The sequence below is a fragment of the Micromonospora sp. CNZ285 genome (assembly GCF_004637285.1).
Genome location: NZ_SPQD01000001.1, coordinates 6,526,574 through 6,550,351, shown reverse-complemented (window position 1 = coordinate 6,550,351; position 23,778 = coordinate 6,526,574). Strand labels below are relative to the sequence as shown.

The 23,778-nt window shown below is 74.2% G+C and carries 25 protein-coding genes; 8 read left to right on the top strand and 17 right to left on the bottom strand.

Going from position 1 to position 23,778, the window contains the following annotated elements; translation table 11 throughout:
- Nucleotides 1-4: 4 nt before the first annotated feature.
- Both CLT75_RS30390 and CLT75_RS30385 read right to left on the bottom strand, forming a co-directional pair.
- A complete protein-coding gene (locus tag CLT75_RS30390; RefSeq protein ID WP_135243532.1) occupies nucleotides 5-1,006 on the bottom strand; it encodes an MBL fold metallo-hydrolase in 1,002 nt (333 codons plus the stop codon).
- A 140-nt stretch (nucleotides 1,007-1,146) separates the two neighbouring features.
- On the bottom strand, nucleotides 1,147-2,028 hold the full coding sequence (locus CLT75_RS30385) for a serine hydrolase (RefSeq protein WP_135243531.1): 882 nt from the start codon (nucleotides 2,026-2,028) through the stop codon (nucleotides 1,147-1,149).
- A gap of 38 nt (nucleotides 2,029-2,066) precedes the next feature.
- Between CLT75_RS30385 and CLT75_RS30380 the strand changes: the two genes are divergently transcribed.
- The 4 genes from CLT75_RS30380 (at nucleotide 2,067) to CLT75_RS30365 (ending at nucleotide 6,322) form a co-directional block, all read left to right on the top strand.
- The gene (locus tag CLT75_RS30380; RefSeq protein ID WP_135243530.1) at nucleotides 2,067-3,044 is read left to right on the top strand and encodes a LysR substrate-binding domain-containing protein; all 978 of its coding nucleotides are present in this window, start codon (nucleotides 2,067-2,069) and stop codon (nucleotides 3,042-3,044) included.
- 40 nt (nucleotides 3,045-3,084) lie between these two features.
- Complete coding sequence (locus CLT75_RS30375) at nucleotides 3,085-4,260, top strand: endonuclease (RefSeq protein WP_135243529.1); 1,176 nt, start codon at nucleotides 3,085-3,087, stop codon at nucleotides 4,258-4,260.
- A gap of 114 nt (nucleotides 4,261-4,374) precedes the next feature.
- The gene (locus CLT75_RS30370; protein WP_135243528.1) at nucleotides 4,375-5,229 is read left to right on the top strand and encodes an aldo/keto reductase family protein; all 855 of its coding nucleotides are present in this window, start codon (nucleotides 4,375-4,377) and stop codon (nucleotides 5,227-5,229) included.
- Between the two features lie 109 nt (nucleotides 5,230-5,338).
- Nucleotides 5,339-6,322 carry an aldo/keto reductase gene (locus tag CLT75_RS30365; RefSeq protein ID WP_135243527.1) on the top strand — a complete coding sequence of 328 codons (984 nt, stop codon included), beginning with the start codon at nucleotides 5,339-5,341 and terminating at the stop codon, nucleotides 6,320-6,322.
- A 63-nt stretch (nucleotides 6,323-6,385) separates the two neighbouring features.
- Here CLT75_RS30365 and CLT75_RS30360 read toward each other — a convergent pair whose 3' ends face one another.
- On the bottom strand, nucleotides 6,386-7,915 hold the full coding sequence (locus CLT75_RS30360; protein WP_167796986.1) for a hypothetical protein: 1,530 nt from the start codon (nucleotides 7,913-7,915) through the stop codon (nucleotides 6,386-6,388).
- Between the two features lie 369 nt (nucleotides 7,916-8,284).
- Between CLT75_RS30360 and CLT75_RS30355 the strand changes: the two genes are divergently transcribed.
- Together CLT75_RS30355 and CLT75_RS30350 are read left to right on the top strand one after the other, a co-directional pair.
- On the top strand, nucleotides 8,285-9,298 hold the full coding sequence (locus tag CLT75_RS30355; protein ID WP_135243525.1) for an ATP-binding cassette domain-containing protein: 1,014 nt from the start codon (nucleotides 8,285-8,287) through the stop codon (nucleotides 9,296-9,298).
- Nucleotides 9,295-10,149: an ABC transporter permease gene (locus CLT75_RS30350; RefSeq protein WP_135243524.1), complete on the top strand. Its 855-nt coding sequence runs from the start codon at nucleotides 9,295-9,297 to the stop codon at nucleotides 10,147-10,149. The genes CLT75_RS30355 and CLT75_RS30350 overlap by 4 nt, the downstream gene beginning before the upstream one ends.
- Nucleotides 10,150-10,195: 46 nt before the next feature.
- Here CLT75_RS30350 and CLT75_RS30345 read toward each other — a convergent pair whose 3' ends face one another.
- The 5 genes from CLT75_RS30345 to CLT75_RS30325 all read right to left on the bottom strand — a co-directional run bounded on the left by CLT75_RS30345 (nucleotide 10,196) and on the right by CLT75_RS30325 (nucleotide 16,043).
- Nucleotides 10,196-13,627 carry an AAA family ATPase gene (locus CLT75_RS30345; RefSeq protein ID WP_135243523.1) on the bottom strand — a complete coding sequence of 1,144 codons (3,432 nt, stop codon included), beginning with the start codon at nucleotides 13,625-13,627 and terminating at the stop codon, nucleotides 10,196-10,198.
- Between the two features lie 42 nt (nucleotides 13,628-13,669).
- Nucleotides 13,670-14,077: a hypothetical protein gene (locus tag CLT75_RS30340; protein WP_135243522.1), complete on the bottom strand. Its 408-nt coding sequence runs from the start codon at nucleotides 14,075-14,077 to the stop codon at nucleotides 13,670-13,672.
- Entirely contained in the window at nucleotides 14,074-14,334 is a 261-nt protein-coding gene (locus tag CLT75_RS30335; RefSeq protein WP_091418956.1) for a class I SAM-dependent methyltransferase, read from the bottom strand. Before CLT75_RS30335 ends, CLT75_RS30340 begins: the two co-directional genes overlap by 4 nt.
- A gap of 13 nt (nucleotides 14,335-14,347) precedes the next feature.
- A complete protein-coding gene (locus CLT75_RS30330; RefSeq protein WP_135243521.1) occupies nucleotides 14,348-15,061 on the bottom strand; it encodes a hypothetical protein in 714 nt (237 codons plus the stop codon).
- Nucleotides 15,062-15,194: 133 nt separating this feature from the next.
- Nucleotides 15,195-16,043, bottom strand: coding sequence for an MmyB family transcriptional regulator (locus CLT75_RS30325; RefSeq protein ID WP_167796985.1), 849 nt, complete (start codon nucleotides 16,041-16,043; stop codon nucleotides 15,195-15,197).
- A 99-nt stretch (nucleotides 16,044-16,142) separates the two neighbouring features.
- Between CLT75_RS30325 and CLT75_RS30320 the strand changes: the two genes are divergently transcribed.
- Complete coding sequence (locus CLT75_RS30320) at nucleotides 16,143-16,913, top strand: SDR family NAD(P)-dependent oxidoreductase (protein WP_135243520.1); 771 nt, start codon at nucleotides 16,143-16,145, stop codon at nucleotides 16,911-16,913.
- 66 nt (nucleotides 16,914-16,979) lie between these two features.
- Nucleotides 16,980-17,546 (top strand): snapalysin family zinc-dependent metalloprotease, encoded by a 567-nt coding sequence (locus tag CLT75_RS30315; protein ID WP_135243519.1) that lies wholly within the window; start codon nucleotides 16,980-16,982, stop codon nucleotides 17,544-17,546.
- A 27-nt stretch (nucleotides 17,547-17,573) separates the two neighbouring features.
- Here the strand turns inward: CLT75_RS30315 and CLT75_RS30310 are convergent, their stop codons facing one another.
- From CLT75_RS30310 to CLT75_RS30270, 9 genes are all read right to left on the bottom strand, one after another.
- Nucleotides 17,574-18,617, bottom strand: a complete 1,044-nt coding sequence (locus tag CLT75_RS30310) for a hypothetical protein (RefSeq protein WP_486485303.1) — start codon at nucleotides 18,615-18,617, stop codon at nucleotides 17,574-17,576.
- Entirely contained in the window at nucleotides 18,614-19,963 is a 1,350-nt protein-coding gene (locus CLT75_RS30305) for a hypothetical protein (RefSeq protein WP_135243518.1), read from the bottom strand. Before CLT75_RS30305 ends, CLT75_RS30310 begins: the two co-directional genes overlap by 4 nt.
- Nucleotides 19,960-20,265: a DUF6403 family protein gene (locus CLT75_RS30300; RefSeq protein WP_135243517.1), complete on the bottom strand. Its 306-nt coding sequence runs from the start codon at nucleotides 20,263-20,265 to the stop codon at nucleotides 19,960-19,962. Before CLT75_RS30300 ends, CLT75_RS30305 begins: the two co-directional genes overlap by 4 nt.
- A 67-nt stretch (nucleotides 20,266-20,332) precedes the next feature.
- Complete coding sequence (locus CLT75_RS30295; RefSeq protein ID WP_135243516.1) at nucleotides 20,333-20,566, bottom strand: hypothetical protein; 234 nt, start codon at nucleotides 20,564-20,566, stop codon at nucleotides 20,333-20,335.
- Between the two features lie 75 nt (nucleotides 20,567-20,641).
- Nucleotides 20,642-21,934: an AAA family ATPase gene (locus CLT75_RS30290; protein ID WP_135243515.1), complete on the bottom strand. Its 1,293-nt coding sequence runs from the start codon at nucleotides 21,932-21,934 to the stop codon at nucleotides 20,642-20,644.
- A gap of 108 nt (nucleotides 21,935-22,042) precedes the next feature.
- Nucleotides 22,043-22,870: an SAM-dependent methyltransferase gene (locus tag CLT75_RS30285; RefSeq protein ID WP_135243514.1), complete on the bottom strand. Its 828-nt coding sequence runs from the start codon at nucleotides 22,868-22,870 to the stop codon at nucleotides 22,043-22,045.
- A 150-nt stretch (nucleotides 22,871-23,020) separates the two neighbouring features.
- Nucleotides 23,021-23,275, bottom strand: coding sequence for a hypothetical protein (locus CLT75_RS30280; protein WP_135243513.1), 255 nt, complete (start codon nucleotides 23,273-23,275; stop codon nucleotides 23,021-23,023).
- The gene (locus CLT75_RS30275) at nucleotides 23,268-23,510 is read right to left on the bottom strand and encodes a DivIVA domain-containing protein (RefSeq protein ID WP_128137740.1); all 243 of its coding nucleotides are present in this window, start codon (nucleotides 23,508-23,510) and stop codon (nucleotides 23,268-23,270) included. Before CLT75_RS30275 ends, CLT75_RS30280 begins: the two co-directional genes overlap by 8 nt.
- Nucleotides 23,507-23,737: a hypothetical protein gene (locus CLT75_RS30270; RefSeq protein ID WP_135243512.1), complete on the bottom strand. Its 231-nt coding sequence runs from the start codon at nucleotides 23,735-23,737 to the stop codon at nucleotides 23,507-23,509. The genes CLT75_RS30275 and CLT75_RS30270 overlap by 4 nt, the downstream gene beginning before the upstream one ends.
- Nucleotides 23,738-23,778: the final 41 nt, after the last annotated feature.

Below are 23,778 nucleotides of genomic sequence, written 5' to 3'. Positions count from 1 at the left end.
GCCGTCAGAATCGGTAGGCGGTGTGGTACTCGGGCACCAGCACGCGGCTGCGCGGCGAGACCCGGCGCACCTCGGCGACGAGGGCGTCGAGGCGTTCCCGGTCGCTGTCGGCGACAGTCGGCGGGTTGGTGAGCGGCGTCTCGAAGTTGTCCCAGTGCACCGGCACCACGACCTTCGGACGGTCCAGCGCGGCCATCAGCCGGGGCACGTAGTCGGCGGTCGCCGTGGTGGCGGCGGAGGCGACCATCGCGACGTCCGGGGCGAGCCCGCTCAGTTTGCGCTCGTCGAAGTCGCTGGCGCCCATGAAGAACACGGACGGGCCGCCGTCGATCCGGATCTGGTACGCCAGCGTGTCGCCCTCGGGCAGGTCGGCGATCGTCTCCGGACGGGGCGGCCGGCTGACCCGCACCCCAGGGAAGGCCATCGACCAGGTGGGATTCCGGCTGTGCAGCGAGCCGACCAACTCCACCGTGTACCCGTCGAAGTCGAGCACCTCGCCGCCCTTGACCGGGGCGAGTTGCCCGGTCGGCAGCCCGTACGCCAGGCCGAGGTGGTACGCGGTGAGCGTGCCGAAGACCCGGGCACCGGTCCGGGCGGCGATGTGCGGCACGTCGTTGAAGTGGTCCCAGTGGGTGTGGGTGACGAAGATGTTCTCCGCCCGGTCGGCGAGCCGGTCGACCACGTCGGCGGCCACCGTCAGCCGGGTGTCGGGGTTGAACGGCTTCCGGAACAGCCCGGTGTCGTACCGGCTCAGGTACGGATCGACGAGCACCGTCCGGTCCCCCATGTCGATCCGCCAGCCGGAGGTCCCCCACCAGCGGAAGCTCACCGCGCCGCCGCGTCGCGTACCGCCGGCGGCGCGGCTCGGCGCGGCGACGGGGCTCGGCCCGGCGGCGCGGGCCGGGGCGCCGGCGACGAGTCCGGCGGTGGTGACGGCGGCGGCGCCGACCGCGGTGTCGCGGAGCAGTCGACGGCGGGCGTAGCCGGACGGCTGGTTCTCGGGCATGTGTCGTCCTCCCCGTTCGGGATCGGTGATCGGTAGGCCCAGACCACCACCCCGCCGGCGTCGATGTCCAAGATCGACGAGCGCAACGACCGATATCCGGACCGATATCACCGCAGGCCAGGCCGGTGGTCCGGCCCGGATCAACGCAGCGAATCGACGGCGGTCCGGGCCGCCTCCCCCATCGCCAGGTCCACGTCGATCCGGCGGGCGGCCAGCCGTTCGGTGCGTACCGCCACCGCGATCGCGTACCTGCGGCCGTCGGGGTACTCCGCGACGCCGGCTTCGAGATGCAGTCCCGGCAGGGTGCCGGTCTTCCCGGCGACCCGGACCCCGGGTGGGAAGCCGGCGGCCAGCCGGGTCCAGAAGAGCTGCCGTGCCATCAGCTCCCGGACCATGGCGCACGCGGGCGCCGGGCCGGCCTCGTCCCGCCACACCAGACGGAGCAGCCGGGTCAGCTCCCGGGCGGTGCTGGAGCTGGTGTGCTCGGGGTCGAAGACCCGCATCGCGCGGACCCGTTCGGGCGACAGGGTGGGGAAGATCCGCGCGAAGTCCGCCTCGGTGCGTGCGCCCACGTCGGAGAGCATCGTCTCGACGAGTTGCCGGGGGCCGCCGACGATCCGGGTACGCGGCAGGTCCAGCTCCGCGGCCAGCATCGGCAGCACGTCCGCCCCGATCCGGCGCAGGAGCAGGTCGGCCGCCGTGTTGTCGCTCACCGACATGGCCAGGTACGCGAGGTCGCGCAGGGAGACCTCCACGTCGTCGGCGCAGCCGGCCACACCCCAGCCGCCGAGCCGGTCGGCGGCACCGACGAGCACCCGTTCGGTCGGGTCGAGCTGGCCGGCGGCCGCCTGCCGGGCGAACTCCAGCACCACCATGATCTTGAAGATGGAGGCGATGACGATCTGCTCGTCGGCGCGCAGCGCCACCTCACCGCCGGCCGGGTCGTCCACGTCCACGACGTGCAGGCAACCCCGCACCCCGGCCCGCCCGAAGATCTCCCCGACCCGTTCCGCCACATCCACGCCGACACGGTAACCAGCGGCGACGCTAGGGTGCCCGGATGGACCTGCTGCGGCACCTGCGGCATTTCGTGGTGGTCGCCCGGGAACTGCACTTCGGCCGGGCCGCCGAGACGCTGGGCATGGCACAGCCGCCGCTGAGCCAGTCGATCCAGCGGTTGGAGCGGGAGCTGGGCGTCACCCTGTTCGACAGGTCACAGCGCCAGGTCGGCCTCACCACCGCAGGCCAGTTGCTGCTCGGCGAGGCCGACGAGCTGCTGGCCGGTGAACGCCGGCTGCGTCACCTCGCCGATCGGGTCCGCCGGGGCGCGCTCGGGGTGCTGCGCGCCGGCGTACCCCCGGAGACCCCGGCCGTGACGTTGCGCGCGCTGCTCGACGCGCTTGCGGCCCGCGCGCCCGGGCTCGCCCTCGACCTGCACGAACTGACGAGCGCCGAGCAGCACCGGATGCTCGCGGACGGGCGGCTGGACGTCGGCCTGCTGCACCATCCGGTCGACGGGGCCGGGCTGCGCTTCGGTGAGCCGGTGGACGTACCGGTGGGTGTGCTGCTGCCCCGGGCCTCGCCGCTAACCCGGCCCCGGGAGATCGCGCTCGCCGATCTGGCCGGCATGGACCTGGTCACCGCGCCACCGGCCACCGCGCCCGGCTGGCACGAGCATCTGCTGACCGTGTGCCGGCAGCACGGTTTCGCCCCGGCCCGGGTCCGCCCCGCGCGCAACCCGGAGTTCCTGTTCGGTCTGCTCCTCGCCGGCGGCGCGGTCGCCGTCGAGCCCGCCGCGCTGGCCCGCCGGGAACCACGTGTCGCGTGGCGACCGATCACCGGCACGCCGTTGGTCCGGCGGATCTCCGCGGCCTGGCCGATCCGGGCGGCGCACCCGGCCGCGCCGATGTTCGGCCACCTCGCCACCGAGACGCTCGCCGCGCCCGACGAACCGGGCGGGCCGGCGCTCCTCGCCCCGGCGGCCCGGCCGTGGCCGGTGCTGTTCGAGGCCGGCCGGGACGAAAAGTTGGCCCGCTGACCTCCCGCAGTTCACCGCGATCCGACTAACATCGCTGATCATGAATATCAAGCGCGTCACCCGCTCGCGACCCGGGCGGCTGATCGCGGCGGTCGTGCTGGCCGTCGCGGTCGCGTTCCCGCTCGGCGTGACCGGCGCCGCGTCGGCCGCGACCACACTGACCGTGGCGCAGGCCCTCGCCGCCCAGGACGGCCGGACGGCCACCGTCACCGGCTACGTCATCGGCCAGCCCACCGCCACCACCACGGTGCTCACCTCGGGCTTCACCGCCGACACCGCGATCGCCATCGCCGACCAGGCCGGCGAGACCGGCACCGCCCGGATGCTGTACGTGCAGGTGACGGCCGCCTGGCGGAGCGCCTTCGGGCTGCTCACCAACCCGTCGCTGCGGGGACGGCAGGTGACAGCCACCGGCACGCTCACCGCGTACTTCAGCCACGGCGGGCTGAAGAACCCGACCGCCATGAGCCTCGGCGGCGGCACCACGCCGAGTCCCACGCCGACCCCGAGCCCGACCGGCACCGCCGGGCCGGACGCGTACTACGCGAGCGCGGCCGGCAAGACCGGGCCGGCGCTGCGCACCGCGCTGCACGGCATCATCAGGGTGCAGACGAAACTGAGCTACGACCAGGTGTGGGACGCGCTCAAGGACACCGACCAGGACCCGGCCAACCCGGCGAACGTGGTCCTGCTCTACAGCGGACGGTCGCAGAGCAAGACGAGCAACGGCGGCGGCGCGAACGACTGGAACCGGGAGCACGTCTGGGCCAAGTCGCACGGCGACTTCGGCACCGCCACCGGTCCCGGCACCGACGTGCACCACCTGCGTCCGGAGGACGTGTCCGTCAACTCGTCGCGCGGCAACAAGGACTTCGACTCGGGCGGCGGCACGGTGGCCGAGGCGCCCGGCTGCTACACCGACGCCGACTCGTTCGAGCCGCGCGACGCGGTGAAGGGCGACGTGGCCCGCATGATCCTCTACATGGCTATCCGGTACGAGGGCGACGACGGCTGGCCGGACCTGGAACCCAACGACTCGGTCTCCAACGGCTCCGCGCCCCGCCTCGGGCGGCTGTCGAAGCTGCTGGCCTGGAACGACCAGGATCCGCCGGACGCCTTCGAGAAGCGCCGCAACCAGCGCATCCACGAGCGCTGGCAGGGCAACCGCAACCCGTTCGTCGACCACCCCGAGTGGGCGCGGTCGATCTGGGGTTGACGCTCGTCCCCGACGTGAGGAAACGTGGCGAGCGGGTAGAGACATCCGGTTGGCACGGCCGGGGCGGTCGGCACGGACGCGCCCCGGCACCGCACGATCGGAGATGAGGCTCTCATGGCCCAGAACGGCGTTCCGGACATCGCACTCAACGACGGCAACACCATTCCGCAGCTCGGCTTCGGCGTCTTCCAGATCGAGCCGAAGGACACCGTCCGGGCCGTCGGCACCGCGCTGGAGGTCGGCTACCGGCACATCGACACCGCCCAGATGTACGGCAACGAGGCCGAGGTGGGTCAGGCGCTGCGCGCCTCCGGGCTGGACCGCGGCGAGGTCTTCGTCACCAGCAAGCTGAACAACGGCTTCCACCGACCGGACGACGCCCGCAAGGCGTTCGAACAGTCGCTGCGGGAGCTGAAGTTCGACTACCTCGATCTGTTCCTGATCCACTGGCCGCTGCCCACCCGCTACGACGGCGACTTCGTCTCCACCTGGAAGGTGCTGGAGGAGCTGCGTGACGCGGGCACGGTCCGGTCGATCGGCGTGTCCAACTTCCAGGTAGCGCACCTGGAGCGGCTGGCCGCCGAGGCGGACGTGGTGCCGGCGGTCAACCAGATCGAGGCGCACCCCTACCTCGGCAACGAGGAGGTGCGGGCGTACGACAAGGCGCATGGCATCCTCACCGAGGCGTGGTCGCCGATCGCGCAGGGCAAGGTGCTCGACGACCCGACAGTCGTCGACGTGGCCGAGCAGGTCGGCCGGACCCCGGCCCAGGTGGTGCTGCGCTGGCACGTGCAGCGCGGCGACATCGTCTTCCCGAAGTCGACGACGCCGAAGCGGATCGAGGAGAACTTCGCGATCTTCGACTTCACGCTCGACGACACCGCGATGGAGCGGCTCACCTCGCTGGACCGGGGCGAGGCCGGCCGGACGGGCCCGAACCCGGACGAGTTCGACTACATCCCGAGCTGAGCGTCACGCGTCGGAGGGGCCCCGGGTCTCCCCGGGGCCCCTCCGTTGTTGACTTCGCGCGCACTCGAAGGGGCAGGGTGGCCGGCAAGGCTCCGACGGGGAGGAAGACATGCGCTACCGCACCATCGGCACGGACCCGGCCACCCGCCGCGAGGTCAGCGTGCTCAGTCTCGGCGCGATGCTGTTCGGCACCGCCACCGACGAGGCCACCTCGTTCGCCATCCTCGACCGGTACGTCGAGGCGGGCGGCACCTTCATCGACACCTCGGACAACTACGCCTTCTGGCACAACGGGGGCCAGGGTGGCGAGAGCGAGGAGCTGCTCGGCCGCTGGCGGCGCAGCCGCGGGATCGGCGACGAGGTGGTCATCGCGACGAAGCTGGGCGCCCGTCCGCTCGCCCCCGGCACCAGCTACGTCGACAACCCGGAAGGGCTGTCGGCGAAGGTGATCCGCGAGTCCGCCGAGCGCAGCCGGGAGCGCCTCGGCGTCGAGCGGCTCGACCTGCTCTACGCCCACATCGAGGACCGGACGATCCCGCTGCGGGAGACCGTGGAGGGCTTCGCCGAGCTGGTCGCCGAGGGCACCGTCGGGCTGCTGGGCGCCAGCAACCACCGCGCCTGGCGGGTGGAGCGGGCCCGCGCGCTCGCCGCCGCGGCCGGCCTGCCCGGGTACGAGGTGCTCCAGTACCACCGCAGCTACCTGCCCCGGCGGCTGGACGTGCCGAGCGAGCTGGACCCGGACGGCGACGTCGGATGGGTCGGCCCCGACCTGCTCAGCTACCTGCGTACGGAGCCGCAGCTCACGCTGGTCGCGTACTCGCCGCTGCTGAAGGGCGCGTACGTCCGGCCGGAGCGGCTCGGCGAGGAGTACGTGGTGCCCGCCACCCCGGCCCGGCTGGCGGCGTTGCGGGCGGTGGCCGCCGAGACCGGTGCCACCGTCAACCAGGTGGTGTTGGCCTGGCTGACGGGCGGGGACATCCCGTCGATCCCGCTCGTCGGTTTCTCGTCGGTGGCGCAGCTGGAGGAGAGCCTGGCCGCCGTCGACCTGGAGCTGACCGCCGAGCAGCGGACCCGGCTGGACTCGGCGCGCTGACCGGCGCCGGGCCGGGTGGCTCGCACGCCACCCGGCCCGTGCCGATCGACCGGCTGGTGTCGCTCAGCCGGCCGGGAACCGGTCGACAGCGACGTCGAGCCGCAGGGTGCCGGTGCCGGGCAGGGCCACCTCGGTGGCGTCGGCCGGGCGGGCCGCGCCGTCGTACCAGCCGGCGTAGTTGACGTAGGGCGGCGTCCACAGCCACGCCACGGTGACCGGCTGGGGGCCGAGCACGCGCAGCGCGTACTCGCCGTCGCGATCCAGATCCAACGTGTAGCCGATGACCTCACGGGTACGCGCGTTGCGCACCGTCAGCTCGGCGACCACCGGGCGGCCCTCCGGGTCGACGAGCCGGCCGGTGACCAGGACGCCACGCCGCACGGCGAGGTTGTAGACGGTGGTGGCGCCGGCCCGGACCGTGACCGGCACGGCCTTGCCCCGCAGGGCGAACCCGCCGGACCACTGGGTGGCGTTGTCGGCGGTGGTGAACAGCAGCGGCCAGGCGTACGGGCCGAGCCAGTCGATCCGGTAGCGGCCCTGCGCGTCCAGGTCCACTCCCCAGTCCGGGAAGAAGCTCGACTCGGGCGCGAGCGTCACGGTGCCGGAGGTCGCCGGCCTGCCGGTGGCCGCGCTGGTCACGGTGCCGGTGACGACACCGGCGCGGTCGAGCCGGATCGGGGGCACGGTGACCGTCTGCCCGGCCCGGAGGGTGACCACACGCGCCTGCTTCGCGTCGCCGGTGCCGCCGGTCGCGCCGACCCACTGCGCGCCGTACGCCGAGCCGCCGGCGGGGCGGGCGAACAGGTTCCAGGACCCGGCCGCGACCAGGCCGACGCGGACGTTCCCGGAGGCGTCGGAGCAGTACCGTCCCGGGTTGTGGGGAAGCTCGCCGGTCGCGGCGGGCGCCGGCGTCACACAGGCCCCGGCGACGGGCGTGCCGGTCGCCGCGTCGATCACCCGGGAGACCACGTTCGCGGCCGGGGTCAGGACGACCACGGCGGTGCCGCTGCCGTCGGCGAGGACGTTCACCGTGGCGTAGCGGGGCAGGTGGGTGTCGTCCCGGGTGTAGACCCACACCTCCTGCGGGCCGGGGATCAGCGGCGGAACGGCCACCTGGGCGTCGCCGCACGGATTGCGCCGGGGGTCGACGAACACGCACAGCCCGTCGACCGCGGCGCCGGTGACCGCGTCGCGCGCCCGCAGGGTCGATCCGCTGGGCACGAGCAGGCGCTCGGAGACCTCCGTCGTGTCCCCCGCGGACACCCGGACCGTTCCGGCCTGCGCCCAGCTGGTCCGGCCCGGCACCCACTGCCTCAGCGACTCGTCGTCCTGGCCGTCGCTGTACACCGGGGTGACGGCGATCTTGTAGTCGCCGGCCGGCACCTCCACGCTGAGCTGCCCGGACTCGTCGAGCGGCAGGAGGTTCTTGTCGTAGCTGTTGTCGGCGGCCGTCACGGCGACGTTGGCGCCGGCCGGGCTGCCGTCGGGCCTGGTGACGGTCAGGTGGAGCACGCCGGCCGGATCCGCCGCCGCACCGGCGGCGGTGGGTGCGGCGGTGACGGCCAGGGCCGTCACGGCGAGTGCGCCGAGCACTCTTCGGACGATGGACACGGTGGACCCCTCTCGGTTTCAATGCGCTCAAGAGGCGTCCGCGTCACCACAACCGGGACACGCCCCCGTGCGTCGGATGCCGGCGCAGCATATGGCAGACGATCGATCGGGCACTGTCCGCGACCGGTCATCCGGCGGACTGCTGCGGGAACGGTCATAACCCGCCTTCCTCCCGTACCGGCCGTCGTCGGCCGGGAATCGCCACCGCCAGATCGGATCTGGCGGGCCGTCTGGCGCCGGAGAGGTGAGGCCGGCACAACACCACAGCATCCCGGCCTCGTTGAAACAGGCGATCGGTCTGGCGGCACGCCCGTACGCCTGTCGAGACACCGACGAGAGAGGTAGCGATTCATGAGCAACCGGAACACCGGCCTGGCCGTCGAGGCCGAGGGCCTGGTCCGGTCCTTCGGTTCGACCCGGGCACTCGACGGGCTGGACCTGCGGGTTCCCGCCGGCACCGTCTACGGCGTCCTGGGCCCGAACGGCGCCGGGAAGACCACCGCCGTACGCGTGCTGGCGACGCTGCTGCGCCCGGACGGCGGCACGGCCCGGGTCTTCGGGCACGACGTGGTGCGCGAGGCCGACGCGGTACGCGCCCGGGTGAGCCTGACCGGCCAGTACGCCTCGCTGGACGAGGACCTGACCGGCGCGGAGAACCTGGTCCTGCTGGGCCGGCTGCTCGGGCTGGGCCGGGCCGGCGCCCGCGACCGGGCCGAGCAACTGCTCGCCGCGTTCGGGCTGACCGAGGCGGCGGGACGGCAGGTGAAGAAGTACTCCGGCGGGATGCGGCGGCGCATCGACATCGCCGCGAGCATCCTCAACACCCCGGATCTGCTGTTCCTCGACGAGCCGACCACCGGGCTGGACCCGCGCAGCCGCAACCAGGTGTGGGCGATCGTGCGGGCGGTGGTGGCGTACGGCACGACGGTGCTGCTGACCACGCAGTACCTGGACGAGGCGGACCAGCTCGCCGGCCGGATCGCTGTGGTCGACCACGGCCGGGTGATCGCGGAGGGCACCCCGGGCGAGTTGAAGTCGTCGATCGGCGCGGGCAGCGTCCACATCCGGCTGCGCGATCCGGGGCAGCGGCCGCAGGCCGAGCAGGTGCTGCGGGCGTCGCTCGGCGTACCGGTGCAGCTCGCCGCTGATCCGGCGGCGCTGACCGCCCGCGTCGGCGAGCACGGCACCGACCTGGAGGCCGGTGCGCAGGCGGCGCGGGCGCTCGGTGAGCTGGCCGCGGCCGGCATCGTGGTGGACGACTTCTCCCTCGGCCAGCCCAGCCTGGACGAGGTCTTCCTGGCCCTGACCGACCACCCGGCCGTCCCGGCGGACGAGCGGGACGACGAACTGGAGGCGGCGCGATGAGCGACACCGCGATCACCACCGGGCGGGCGCCGTCCGTCTACGTGCCGTCCGCCGAGGCGCTGGCCACCGTGCTCGCCCCGGCCGAACGGCAGGCCCGGCCCAGCGCGTTGTCGGCGTCGCTGACGTTCGGCTGGCGGGCGCTGCTGAAGATCAAGCACGTGCCGGAGCAGTTGTTCGACGTGACCGCGTTCCCGATCATCATGGTGCTGATGTTCACGTACCTGTTCGGTGGTGCCCTGGCCGACAGCCCGCGTGCGTACCTGCAGTTCTTCCTGCCCGGCATCATGGTCACCAGCGTCGTGATGATCACCATGTACACCGGGGTCGGGCTGAACAGCGACATCGAGAAGGGCGTCTTCGACCGGATCCGTACGCTGCCGGTCTGGCGGCCGGCGGCGCTGGTCGGGATGATCTTCGGCGACGTGCTGCGCTACGTCCTGGCCGCCGTGGTGATCCTGACGGTGGGCGTGGTGCTCGGCTTCCGTCCCGACGGCGGGCTGCTCGGGGTGCTCGCCGGGATCGGGCTGCTGGTGGTCTTCTCGTTCGCGTTCTCCTGGGTGTGGACGTTCTTCGGCCTGGTGCTGCGCAGCGAGAAGTCGGTGATGGGGACCAGCATGATGGTGCTGTTCCCGCTGACGTTCCTGAGCAACGTGTTCGTCGACCCGTCCACCATGCCCGGTTGGCTGCAGGCGTTCGTCAAGATCAACCCGATCACCCAGCTCGTCACCTCGGTCCGCGCGGCGATGGCCGGCTCGATGGACGGCCCGAGCACCATGTGGATGCTGCTCTGGAGCGCCCTCTTCGTGGTCGTGTTCGGCACGCTGACGATGTACCGCTACAACCGCCGCTGACGCGACGACGGTGGCGGGGTCCACCCGGCCCCGCCACCGTCGGTGGTCAGAGCCGCCAGGGCACCGGCTCGGCCGGCCGGTAGCGGCAGGCGCCGCCGGTGGTGACCGACTCGCGCAGGTGCGCGGCGAGCGCCGGATGCCGCTCGTCGATGCGGCGCAGGGTGTCACGGATCCGCCCGGTCACCGCCTTGCGCGCCCGTTCCGCCTGGTCACCGAGTCGCCGGCCGCGCCCGGCCAGCCCGGCGGCGGCACGCAACTGGTCGAGCAGCGCCGCGCGCTCGGCGTCCAGTTCGGCCAGCCGCCGCCCGTCGTCCCGGGCCGCCGCCCGATCGATCTCGTCGTCGAGCCGCCGCAGGTGCCGGCGGTAGCGGGCCTTCGCCTCGTCGTCGAGCACCGGATCGGCCCCGAGGCGGTGCGCGGCGACGAGTTCCGGACCGGCCGCCGGGTCGAGCAGTTCGACGGCGGGCACGTCTGTGCCGGGACGGCTCAGCAGCACTCGCAGGTCGTGCAGCCCTTTGGCATCGGGCAGGTGCACCACGACGCCGTCGTACACGAGGCGCCACACCGGCCCGTCCGGACGGAACTCGGGCCGGACGACGTCTGCGCCGGGGTCGGGCAGCCGCCCGTGCACCACACCCGCCCGGGACAGGCCCGACGCGCCCCGCCGGCCGGGCGGCGACGCGACGGCCAGGACCGGAACGCCCGCGTCGAGCCGGGCCGCCACCGGCGCGACCGCTGCGGACGCCGCCGCCGGGGCGGGATCCGCCGCGCCCAGCCGGTCCACCACCTGGACCATCCCCAGCGACCGTGCCTCGGCCACCGTCTCGGCCCGCAGTCGCCGCGCCTCGGCCGCGTCGCCCGGCCCGTCCCGCCCGGCGAGCGCGCCCACCAGAGCGGCCCGGGCCAGCACCGACCAGGGCCGGGCGCCCAGCCGGTCGGCCGCGTCCCGGGCCGCCGCGTAGCAGTCGACCGCGTCGTCCCACCGGTCCTCGGCCGCGTCCACACCGCCCAGCCACAGGTCGACCGGGCCGACGATGTCGCAGCCGAACAACGCCGCCGCCCACTGCCCGCGGTGCGGGGCCAGGTCGGCGCGTACCGCCGCGCACCGCGCCGGGTCGCCGTCCACCGCCGCCGCCTGCGCCCGCAGGCGCAGCCACAACGGCGACACCGACCGGGGGTACGCGGTTCCCGCGGCCTCGATCGCGGTGGTGAGCCGCAGCACCGTGGCCGCGTCGCCGCGCTCGGCCGCGGTGATCGCCCGGAGCAGCTCGGCCTGCGGGTGCCCGGTGCCCACCCGGTCGAGCACCGCCTCGGCCTCGGCGAGGCGGCCGTACAGCAGCAGAATCGACCAGCGCATGTGGTGCGTCATGAAGGCGTGGTCGGAGTGCCCCGGCTCGCGGTAGCTCTCCGCCTCGGCGAAGCCCGCCTCGGCGGCGGCAAGGTCGCCCCGGAAGGCGGCGATGATGGCGGTGTCCACGATCGCCGCCACCCGCTGCCGGGCCACGTCGTCGCGTCGCGCGCCGGTCACGAACGCGGTCAGCTCCTGCCGGTAACCCGGATCGCCCAGCTCCAGCAGCGCGACCCAGCGCAGCGCCGTGGCCCACAGCTCGGTCTCCCGGTCGCCGCTGCGGCGGGCCACCTCCCGGATCTCGGCGGTGACCACTGCTCGCTCCTGCGCGGTGCCGAGACCCCAGGTCGTGTCGTGGCGGGCCCACAGGCTGAAGGTGAGCGCCTCGTCGTCGCGGCCGTGCCGGGCGAGCGTCTCGGTGGCGGTGATCAGGTCGGTGACCAGCGCGCGTACCGGCCGTTCCGGGTCCGGCTCCGCGATCAACCGCCGGTACGCCTCCCGGACCAGCTCGGCGGCGTCGAGCCGGCGGCGGGTGGCGGAGTGCTGCCGGTGCGCGATGAGCGCCACCCGGGTCAGCACGCCGGGATCGGGCAGCTCCCGGGCCAGCGCGGCGGCCTCGGCCAGCAGCCGCTCCACCTCGGCCGGCGGGCCGGCGTGGTGCAGCAGCCCGGCCAGTTCCAGCAGCACCCGGACCCGCCGGCCGGGCTCGCCGGTCAGTTCGAGCGCGCGCCGGTAGTGCCGTACCGACTCGTCCACGGCGATCCGGCCCCCGGCGTCGCGGGCGGCGGCCACCAGCAGGTCACCGGCGCGTTCCGGGTCCAGCTCGGCGCCGGCCAGCCAGGCGTGCCGGGCCAGGTGGGCCGGGCTGAGCGCGCTGGCGAGCGCGTCCGACCGGTCGGCGGCCCGGACCACCGCCGCGTGCCGGGCCCGCCGTTCGTCGTCGGCCAGCCCGTCGTAGAGCGTCTCGCGGACCAGGTCGTGCACGAAGACGAACCGGCCGCCATCGCGGGGCAGCACCAGCCGGGCCGCGGCGGCGCGGCCGAGCAGCCGGTCGACCTGCGCGACCGGAGCGGGTACGCAGGCCGCGAGCGTCCGCCCGTCGAACTCGCGGCCGAGCACGGCGGCCACCGTCAGCGCCTCGACCACTCCGGCGGGCAGCTGGTCGAGCCGGCGGCGCACCACCTCCCGTACGCCCGGGGCGACGGTGTCGGTGAGGCCGTGGGTGTGCCAGAGCCGGGCGGTCTGCTCCACGAAGAACGGGTTCCCGCCGGTGCGCCGGTGCACCTCGTCGACGAGGCTCGCGTCGGGCTCCCGGCCGGCGGTGCGGGCCATCAGCGCGGCCACCTCGGCGCGGCCCAGCCCGGCGAGCGTGACTGTGGTGGCCTTGGCGGTGAGTGGCAGCAGCCACTGCCGCAGCGGGTGGTCGCCGGATTCGACTTCGGCGTCCCGGTAGGTGCCGATCAGCAGCAGCCGCTCGAACCAGGCGTGCTGGGTGACGAACTGGAGCAGCCGCAGCGACGCCGGGTCGGCCCAGTGCAGGTCGTCGAGGACCACGGCGACCGGCCGGTGCTGGGCGACGGCGACCAGGGCGGCGGTCACCGCGTCGTGCCTGTCGAACTCGGCCCGGCCGGCGTCACCGGGCGCGTCGGCGTCGCCGGGCTCGGCCGCGTCACCCGATGCGGCGGCGTCGCCAGGCGACGCCGTGTCGCCCCGGTCGGTGACGCGGCCCGGCTCGGCGGCATCGCCCGTGCCGCCCTCGTCGGTCGCACGGCCCGGCTCGGCCGGGTCGCCGGGGGCGCGCTCGCCCAGCAGTGCCGCCAGGCCCGCGGCGGCCGCCTCCCGCACCCCGCGCGGGTCGTCGGCGGACCGGGCCAGCCGGCGCAGCACCTGCACCCAGGGCCAGTAGTCGGGGGCGGTGTCGGAGTCCCAGCAGGCGGCGCCGAGCACCAGCGCCCCGCTGCGGCGCGCCTCGTCGGCGGCGGCCGAGACCAGCGTGGTCTTGCCGATGCCCGGCTCGCCGGTGACCAGGACGAGACCGCCGTGACTGTCGACCAGCCGGGCCACCTCGGCGCGCAGCAGCGCAGCGGGATGCTCCCGCCCGATGAGGTGTTGGCCGAACCGCGGCTCCATGACCTCCCGACGCTAGCCGAAGGGTCCGACAAGGAGGATCCCTCAGAGCCGCGCGTCAGTCACCACGTGCGCGCACGCCGGGCAGGCGGCCGGTCCCTGTTCGGCGAACCACCGGCAGGTACGCCGGATCGCGCACTTCGGCAGCGTCTCCTCCGCGGGCGGGGCGGTCTCGGCGTACGAGGCGGCCATCCGGGCGCCCAGTCCGCAGTGCGAGCCGGTCCAGAAGCCACAGGACGAGGTGACACACGGGCCGGCGAGCCGGGCCCGCGACTCGATCGGCTCGTCGGAGTCACCGAGCCCGGCGAGCGCCACCTCGGCCGGTACGGCCGGGGTCACGTAGGCCACCCGGCCCGCCGGAGTGATCATGCCGAGGAACACAGTGGCGTTCGACGCCGGGGTGCTCGGGCACATCCGCTCCGGCGTGCCGGCCGGCCGGGCGGGGTCGGTCACCGCTGGATCCAGAACCCGATGTCGTTGATCTTCTGCCCGAGGTCCTGGGCGAACGGACCGTCGATGACCCAGAGGCCGTACCACTCGGGACGCAGCTTGATGTTGCCGTGACCGACGGTCAGCGGGTTGGTCAGCCTGGCGTCGGCGGTACGCAGGGCGGCCAGGCCGGCCTTCTGGATCTCCGCGGCGATCAGGGTCTGCTGCTCGGGGCTCAGGTCGACGCCGTCGACCACGAAGCGGAACTCGTTGCGGGCCATGTGCTACCTCCGGTCACTCGTACGATTCGGTGCCCAGCCCGCGACGCAGGCTGGTGCGGGTGAAGGCCGCCCAGCCGGCGTGCGAGGCGGCGTCGGTGCGGTGCCCGGCACGGGCGAGCACCCGGGCGGCGTGCTCCGCCCAGCGGTCGGCGGTCGCCGTGGTGTCGCCCCACAGCTCGCGGCAGGCCGCGACGGCGAAGGCGACCTGTTCCGGCGCGCCGGTGAACCCGGCGGGTCCGTCGGCGACCCGGATCGTGCCGTCCGGGCGGACCCGCACGCTCGGGAAGTGGTGGTGCAGGCTGGCCAGCGTGGCCAGGTGGGTGGCGTCCCGCCGGCCGGCGGCGAAGCCGGCGCGCAGCTCGTCGTCGCGGCGGTGCCGGATCCCGTGCAGCACCAGCGCGTCGCCGGCCGCCTCGATCCGGGCGACCACCTGCACCGGCACGCTCCAGGCCGCCGGCGAGTTCGCCGACCAGAACGCCAGCCAGGCGGCGAGCCGGGCGTGGAAGTCGGCCTGGACGGCGACCGGGAGCGCGGACCCGTCGGGTGCCCGCAGCGCGGCGGTGGCGATGCGGTCCCGGGAGATCAGCGGCGGCGCGGGGCGGCCCGGTGCGGCCGCCCCGGCGCCGGTGGTGGTGGCGACGGCCAGGCCGGTCACTGTGACCGCAGAGGCCGCCGCCGCGCCGGCGAGCAGTCGCCGACGGTCGAATGGGTGTCCGTTGTCGTTCATCGTCGGCCCTTCGTCGACGGCAGTGGCCCGACGCTATCGACCGGAAGCGATCAGAAAAACACCCTGCGTGACGGGAGGCCGACAGGAAAGCCGGGGATACCCGGCGGCGTGAACGACCGTTCCTGTGCCGCGTTCACGCGGTGGCGGACGGGAACCGTTCGTGTCCGAGCACGGCGAGCAGCCGCAGCTTCTCCTCGGCCTCGCTGCGCGGCGCGGCGGTGAGCACCAGCAGCGCCTGCGACTGGTCCTCGGTGAACAGCACCTGGCAGTCCAGCTCGATCGGCCCGAGTTCCGGGTGGATCAGCGTCTTGTGGTCGGCGAAGCGCTGCGCCACCTCGTGCCGCTCCCACAGCTCGGCGAACTCGGTGCTGGCGGCGCACAGCACCCGCACCAGCTCGCCCGCGCGGGACCGGGGACCCATCGACCCGTACGCGGCACGCAGGTTGGCGACCTGGGCCCGGCTCTGCCGGTCGCGGTCCTCCACCGGGTAGCGCTCCCGTTCGGCCGGGTCGGTGAACCAGCGGTAAACCTCGCTGCGGGCGAGCCCGGTGTAGCCGGAGCGGTCTCCGAACAGCGCGGCCGCCAACCGGTTCTGCACCAGCGTCTCGCCGAGGTCGGACAGGATGAGCGCCGGGGTGTCGGTCAGCCGGTCCAGCACCCGCAGCAGCGCCGGCGCGACGTGCCCGCTGGTGGCGACGGTCTCGGGCGGGCTGTGCCCGGCGACCCGGAACAGGTACGCGCGTTCGTGCGCGGTGAGCCGCAGCGCCCGGGCCAGTTCGCCGAGCAGGTACGTGCTCGGCTGCGGGCCGCGCCGCTGCTCCAGCCGGGTGTAGTAGGCGGTGGACATGGTGGCGAGCGACGCGACCTCCTCCCGCCGCAGGCCGGGCGCCCGGCGGCGGGCACCCTCCGGTAGTCCGACGTCGCCGGGGCGCAGTGCCTCGCGGCGGCGGCGCAGGAATTCGGCCAGGGCTTGGCGGTCCATGATCCGAGTATCCGCCGCGCCCCGCCGGGAACCAGGGATCCGCGATCCCCCGATCAGCGGTCTCTTCACCCGCCCCGCCGGACGCCGCAGGCTTGCCGCATGGACATCTCCGGAAACACGATCTTCATTCCCGGCGCCACCAGCGGGATCGGCCTGGCCCTGGCGCTCGCCCTGCGGGAGCGGGGCAACACGGTGATCGTCGGGGGGCGGCGTACCGAGTTGCTCGACGAGATCGCCGCCGCCGATCCCGGCCTGGACACCGTCACGATCGACACCGCCGACCCGGCGAGCATCGCCGCCGCCGCGGACCGGGTGCTGGCGAAGCACCCGGATCTCAACGTCCTGGTGACGATGGCGGGCGTGATGCGGATCGAGGACTGGCGCTCACCGGACACGTTCCTCGCCTCGGCCGAGGAGGTGGTGACCACCAACGTGCTCGGCCCGATCCGGCTGATCGCCGCGTTCGTCGAGCACCTGCGGCAGCGCGGGAACGCCACGATCGTCACCGTCTCGTCCGGCCTGGCGTTCGTGCCGCTGCGGGTCACGCCGAGCTACAACGCCTCCAAGGCGGCGGTGCACATGCTCAGCGAGTCGATCCGGCTGAACCTGGCCGGCACCGGCGTACGGGTGCTGGAGCTGGTGCCGCCCGCGGTGCGTACCGAACTCCTGCCCGGCCACGAGAGCAACGAGACGGCCATGCCGCTGGACGAGTTCGTGGCCGAGGTGATGGCGCTGCTGGAGGCGCAGCCGGACGCGACGGAGATCCAGGTCGAGCGGGTGAAGTTCCTCCGCCACGCCGAGGCGCGCGGCGACTACGACGAGGTCGTCGCCGCCGTGAACGCGTCCGATCCGCACGCGTCCACCCCTTGATATTGATAGACGGCTATCTATAGGCTTGCGGCGTTCCGCTCACCCCCATCCCAAGGAGTGTGAACCATGCGTAAGCCCAAGCTGTCCCGGATCCTCGCCACCCTCGCGGCCGCGACGCTGGCAGCAGTAGGCGCGGTAGCCGTCAACCCGGCTCCGGCCTCCGCCGCCGTCCGCAACGTCTGCTACAACATCAGCCAGGCCGGCCCGTTCGCCAACACGGCGGTGCAGGCGGCGGCGATCTGGAACAACTACACGAACAACATCAACATGGCCCAGTGCGGGTCCAACCTGCGGATCACCTACACCTACGGCGGCGGCTCGTACGCCCAGCGCACCAGCCTCGGCAACGGCCGCGTGGTGATCGACTACAACCAGGCCCAGCAGTACTCGGCACTGCGCATCATGACGCACGAGATCGGCCACATCCTCGGCCTGCCGGACAACTACAACGGCAACTGCGCCATCCTGATGTCCGGCGGCAGCGCCGGTACGAGCTGCACCAACCCGTACCCCAGCTCCGCCGAGGCCGCCCGGGTCGACTCGCTGTTCGGCTTCGCCGTCCGCAGCGCGACGCCCGCCCAGGTCTTCACCGGCAGCTGGCCGGCCGCCTCGACGGTGGGCGCCCAGCGCTGACGACGCCGTGACGACGGGGCCGGCGGATCACCGCCGGCCCCGTCCGCGCGTCCGGCCCTTCCCCGTCGTCGCACCGGCCGCCGCCTTGTCCGGCTTCCGGCCGCCCGCGCGGTCCCCGCGCCGACCGGACGCGGCGTCGTCGGCGAGATCCGCCGCGCGGCGGCTCAACTCCTCGACCCGCTCCCGGAGCCGGCGTACGGCCCCGGCGTCGTCGTCCACCTCGGACACCTCGTCGAGCAGGCCGACGTAGTCGGCGGCCAGCCGCCGATGCGCCGGGGCGGCCGGCCCGGCGTGCCCGTCCAGGTCGATGATCTGCTGGGCGAGAACGGCGGTGGCGGCGCCGAGCGCGGCCCGCTCGTCGGCGCGCGCGTCCCGCCCGGCCCGGCGCGCGTCGGCCAGCCGCCCGGCCCGCCGACCGCCCAGCCAGAGCACCGCCGCACCGGCGACGACCCCGGCCACCGCGCCGCCGGCCAGCAGATACCGGGGCAACGACGGGCTGATGGTACGGGCGCCGTCCGGCACCAGACCGGCGCGGACCAGCCGGTCGTAGTTGAGCACGATCACCTTCAGCGCCTCGACCGGCCGGTCCACGAACGCGTCGGCGCCCCTGCTGATCGTCGTCTCGGCGACCATGGCCCGCCCGAGGTCACGCGCGCCGTCGCCGCCGAGGCGGGAGCAGCCGTAGGTGTCCCAGTCCTCGCCGTCGCGGCTCATCGCCAGCACCAGCGTGCCCTGGGTGGCGCGTTCCGTGTCGTCGCACGCCTCCCGCAGGTCGGCGCCCGGCTCCATGATCAGCACCACCAGCCGCCGGTTGCCGATGACCCGCTCGGCGGCGGCCCGGTCCAGGTCCACGCCGGGCGCCGCGTAGACCGACGAGCCGCGTACCTGCCGGGCGGCCGGGCCGTCCAGGATGCCGCCGGTCCACAGTGCCCAGCCGGCCAGCGCCAGGCAGGCGAGCACCGCGCGACCGAACGCCGTACCGACCAGGCGGCCCAGCAGCCGGCGCGGGCCGGTCGCCGCCACGCCGCGCGGGGCCGCCGCCCGCTCGGGACGGGTCGCGACGCGGCTCACGACAGCCTCGCCCGCAGGTAGACGTCCGGCCGGTAGCCGGGCATCCGCACGTCCCGGGCCACGTCGTCCAGCTCGGCCGCCGCGTCGGCGAGCAGTTCGCGTACGTGCCGGTCGGGCAACCCCTCGTCGAACGCGTCCCGGGCCGCCCGCAACCGGCCCACGCCCCGGACCAGCGCCGGGTCGCTGCGCGCGTCGGTGAGCAGCGACAACTCGACAGCCAGCGCGGAGAGCCCGGCCAGCCGGGCCGGCGTGCCACCGGGACCGACGTCGGCCGGGCGGCGGCCGGAGGCCCGCACGGTACGGATGGACAGCACCACGAAACCCGCCACGCACCCGGCGAAGAGCCAGGGCAGCGCCGGCAACGCCACCCGCAGCGGGTCGAACGGCCGGTACGGCAGCGGGCGGTCGAACAGCCCCGCGTACCGCACGTCGGTGACCTGGGCCAGATACGCGCCGAGCACGTTCTGCTGCGGATAGGTGTAACGGCCGAGCCGGCTGCCGAACTGGGCGTAAAAGCTCGCGCCGGCCACCTCGGCGAACGACGCCGCGCCCGGGCCGTGGTACTCGATCCAGTCGCCGTACATCACCACGAGCGGCTGGTCCGGGGCGAGCCGGTGCAGCGCCGGCCCGTACGCGGGCAGCGGCTCCCCGTACGGCTGGGCGGGCAGCACCACGAACCAGGCGCCGTCCGGGAACGCGGCGCTCGCCGCCTTCTCCGGCAGGCGGGTCAGCGTGGCGCCGGGGCCCACGTACCGGCCGGTGGCCCGCAGCGCGGTGACCATCGGGGCCAGTTCCGGGCCGGTCGGCTCCCGCCAGCGCAGGTCGTCGCCGTCCGGCGGGGTCGGCTGGTCGTGCAGCGCGGCCAGCAGCGCGAGCACCGAGCCGGTCACGTCGCCGGTGGCGAACCGGGCCCGCCAGCCCGGCAGGTCGTCCGGCGAGGCCACGTAGAGCCCGCCGCTGACCTCCGTGCCGACGATCCGGATCTCGGCGTTCTCCACGTCCTTCACCCGCCGGCGTTCGGCCTCGTCCAGGCCGGGCGGGGCGACCAGGATGCGCGTGCCCCGGTCACCGATGGCGGCCCGGACCCGCTGCTCGTCCCAGCGCGCGACCGCACCCGGCAGCCGGACCACCGGATCGGCGGCGACCAGCGCGGTCATCTCCTCGACCGAGGGCACGCTCGCGTCGCTGAGCTCCCCGGCCGAGCCCTCGGGCAGCGCGGCCGTCGACGGGGAACGCCCGTAGCTGACCTCCACGCTCTGCCGCTGCGCCACCAGGAACACCACGAGCACCGCCGCCGCGGCGGCCAGCAGCGACCAGCGCAGCAACTCCCGGCGTACCCTCGTCATCGCCCGGCCCGCCACAGCTCGTCGGCGCGGCGGGCGTGCTCGGCCGCCGCGCGGGCCGCGTCGGCGCCGCCGCGGGCGGCTGCGAGCATCTCGGCGCGGGCCAGCAACCGCTCGGCCTCCGGCACCGTCGCCGGGGACGCGTCCCGGCTGACTGTGGCGTCGTGGATCGCCGCCCGCGCCGACGACCAGGCGATCCGCCGGCCCTCGGCCCGGACGCGGCGCCGGGGCAGCGACACGGCGAGGAAACCGGCGGCCACCGCCACCAGGCCCCCGCCCAGCCACTGCAGCACGCTCGCGGTCATGATCCCTGTCTAACGCACCGCCGCCAGCGCCGCGCGGCGAGGGCGGCGGTGTGCGCCGATCCGCCGCCTACGACGACGAGTAGCCCTCGTTGAAGCCCTCCATGAACCCGCCGGCGAAACCGGAGACGACGCATCCGGCACAGCACAGGATCACCAGCAGCGCCGGCACCATGACCCACAGGACGATCGCCCACCTGCTCATCCCCTCGCTCGGCTGCTCCACGTACGCCGGCGGGTAGTACGGCTGCTGGTGGTACGGCTGCTGATACGGATCCTGCTGGTAGGGGTCGTGAGGATGCATCCGGCCATCGTGCCCACCGTCGGTGACCGCCGGAAGACCCGAACGGTCCGCCGATCCTGCCGCGACGGCCCCTCGTCACGCCCGATGCGCATCGAGGTGGGTCAGCACCGTCTGGTTGGCCTCCCAGCCGTCCGGGAACTTCACCGGTACGTCCAGGTGCACCCGCTCGGTCGACGGGTACGCGTCGAGCAGCTCACCGATCCCGGCCCGCGCCACCACCACGCAGGCGTGCCGGTGCCGCGACGCCAGCACGCACAGCCGCCCCGACTCCAGGTGGAACGCGGTCGCGTCGCGCCGCCCGGAGAGCGGGTGCAGCACGATCGTCACGTCGTACTCCCGGCCCTGGAGCCGGTTGGCGGTGTCCACGGTGATGCCCGCCCCGGCCGCGCCCAGCCGGGACCGGATGGCCGCGACCTGGTCGCGGTGCGCGGCCCCGACGGCGATCCGGTCCGCGGTGACCGGCGCGCCGCCCGGCGCGGCCTCGCTCACCGCGACCGCGCCGCGCGCCAGCACCCGCAACGCCAGCTCCGCGCAGGCCGCGGCGGCCTCCCCGTCGGTACGCACGGTGTGCCGGGCCGGCAGCTCGTGCAACGCCCAGCCGGTCGCGGCGGCCACCTCCACCGAGGCGTCGTAGGCGTCACCCGCGCCGGGCCCGGTGAACGTCAGCGCCCGATCGGCCGGGCCGGTCCCGGCGCGGAACCCGGTGAACGGATAGAACGCGGCGGACACCACAGGCGCGGCAGAGTCGGGCAGCCGCCACGACACCGGCAACCGGTGCACCGGCAACTCCGGGTTGTGCCGCAGCAGCGTGGCCACCGCCGACTGCATCGGATCCCAGGTCAGGCCGGTCCAGCGGAACGTCTCCACGGTGCTGAACGGATCGAGCTGACCGGGGTCGCCGACGAACAGCGCCCGCTCGAACCGCCCCGCCACGCGGAGCAGCGCGTCCGCGCGCATCTGGTACGCCTCGTCCACGATCGCCCACGGCCAGCTCCCCTCGGTCACGGTGGCCCACTTGGCCGCCGTACCGATGGTGACCGCCGGCCCGCCCAGGTCGGCGACCTTCGCCGCGACCCGGACCGCCGGGTGGGCGGTGACCCGCTCGGTGGGCCGGTAGTCGGTCGCGGAGAGCCGCCCGACGCGCAGCTCCGGCGCCTTACGGCCGAGCCGGTCGATGAGGTCGTCCACCTGCTCGTTGGTCTGCGCCACGATCATCAGCGGATCGCCGGTGGCGGCGGTCTCGATCGCGGCGCGGACGACGAGGGTCGACTTCCCGGCACCGGGAGGCGAGTCCACCACGACGCCACGGTGCGTGCCGTCGCGCAGATCCCGCAGCACACGCTGGATCACCTGCTCGGCTTCGTGCACGGCGGGCCCTTCCTGGGTTCGACGAAGGCGGGGCCCTTTCTTAGCACGCGCCACCTCGGCGCGGCTCCGGCACCTGCGCCTTCTTCGTACCCTCGGGGCCCGCGGTGCCTACGGTTTGCGAGCGAGCAGCCCGACGAAGGTGTGGTAGGTGTCGGTCTGCTGCGGTGCGGGCGCGTCCGGGTCCGGACGCCACTCCGCAAGCGGCACCAGGCCCGGCTCCAGCACCGTCAGCCCGTCGGCGAAGGCGAGGATCTCCTCGTCGGTACGCCAGCGGCCGGTACCGAGCGACTCGTTGAAGATTCGCTCGACCTCGCGGGCCTTGCGGGAACCCTCCGGATCCCGCTCCCCCGGGTCACGGAAGTGCGAGATCGCGACGTAACTGCCCGACGGCAACGCGTCGATCAGCGCCGCCGCCACCGATCGCGGGTCCTCGTCGTCGCCGATGTGGTGCAGGATCGCGAACAGCAGCAGCCCGATCGGGCGGTCGAAGTCGAGGAACCGGCGGACGTCCGGGTCGTTGAGGATCTCCTCCGGCTCCCGGATGTCGGCCTGGATCACCGTCGCGGTGCCCTCCGCGGCGAGCAGCGCCCGCCCGTGCGCCAGGACGATCGGGTCGTTGTCCACGTACACCACCCGGGCGGCCGGGTTGTGCTCGATCGCGACCTCGTGCACGTTGCCCTGGGTTGGCAGCCCCGAGCCGATGTCGAGGAACTGGTCGATGCCCGCCTCGGTGACGAGGTAGCGGATCACCCGGCGCAGGAACGCCCGGTTCGCCTGACCGGCGGCCGGCCCGTCCGGCGTGATCCGCAGGGCGTGCTCGGCGACCTTCCGGTCGACCTCGAAGTTGTCCTTGCCGCCCAGGAAGTAGTCGTAGACCCGGGCCACGCTGGGAATGGTGACGTCGATTCCGGGCGGTGCGGCCTTGTCGCGGGTCACTGGCGTCTCCAGACTCCGTGGGCGGTTCCGGGCGTTTTCGGGGAGTGTAGCGACCGTACAGGGTGGATGGTCGCCCCCTTTGGGATCGCTCCCAACGGATCAGCCCGTCACCAGGACGTTCATCGACCGACACGCCGGGATAGCGCCGGGTCAGCGCAGCTCCGTTACGCCGCACGACCCGTCGTGGCCATCCCGTAGTCCGCAGCGCCCACCGTCGGGCAGCCGCACGTCGCACCAGACGCGGTACCGCAGGTGCTGGGCGTCCTCCTCGCTGAGCGTCGTCTCGCCGAAGTCGACGGCATCCAGGTGCCCGAGCGACCGGGCGAGCGCGGCGGCCAGCTCGGCGGCGACGTCCCGGCACGTCAGCGTGGTCGGCAGGTGGATGATCCAGCGCGGTTCAGCCATCGTGGCCGCGCCGTCGGCAGCCGTTGTGGCGGGACTGCCACTGCCGCAGCGCCTGGCGGACGCGCTCCGACTCGGTGCGCGCCGTGGTCAGCTCCCGGTGCAGGCGATCCATCTCGTCGGCGACCCGGCACAGGTAGTCGTGCACCTGCGCCGGGTCCAGCCCACGCCAGCGGGTGTCGAAGACGGCGCTGCGCACCTGGTACGCCTGCACCCGCTCCCCGGTCACGTAGATCACCACACCACCGCCCCGGTCGCCACGGCCTCGTCGGGCAGCCCGGCCGCGGCGAGCGTCGCCCTCCCCCACCGGGCCAGCCGGCAGGGGTACGGGACGCGCTCGCTACGGCACAGCGGTCCCTGCGGCCAGTGTTCGGGCACGTGTACGCGCACGGCCAACGCGGCGACGAGCAGATCCTCGTCGGTGACCGGGGTGAGGACGGGGAAGTCGGCAAGGGCGGCGGACATCGGCAGGCGCCTCCGGGTCGGATCTGATGGAGTGGCGCCGG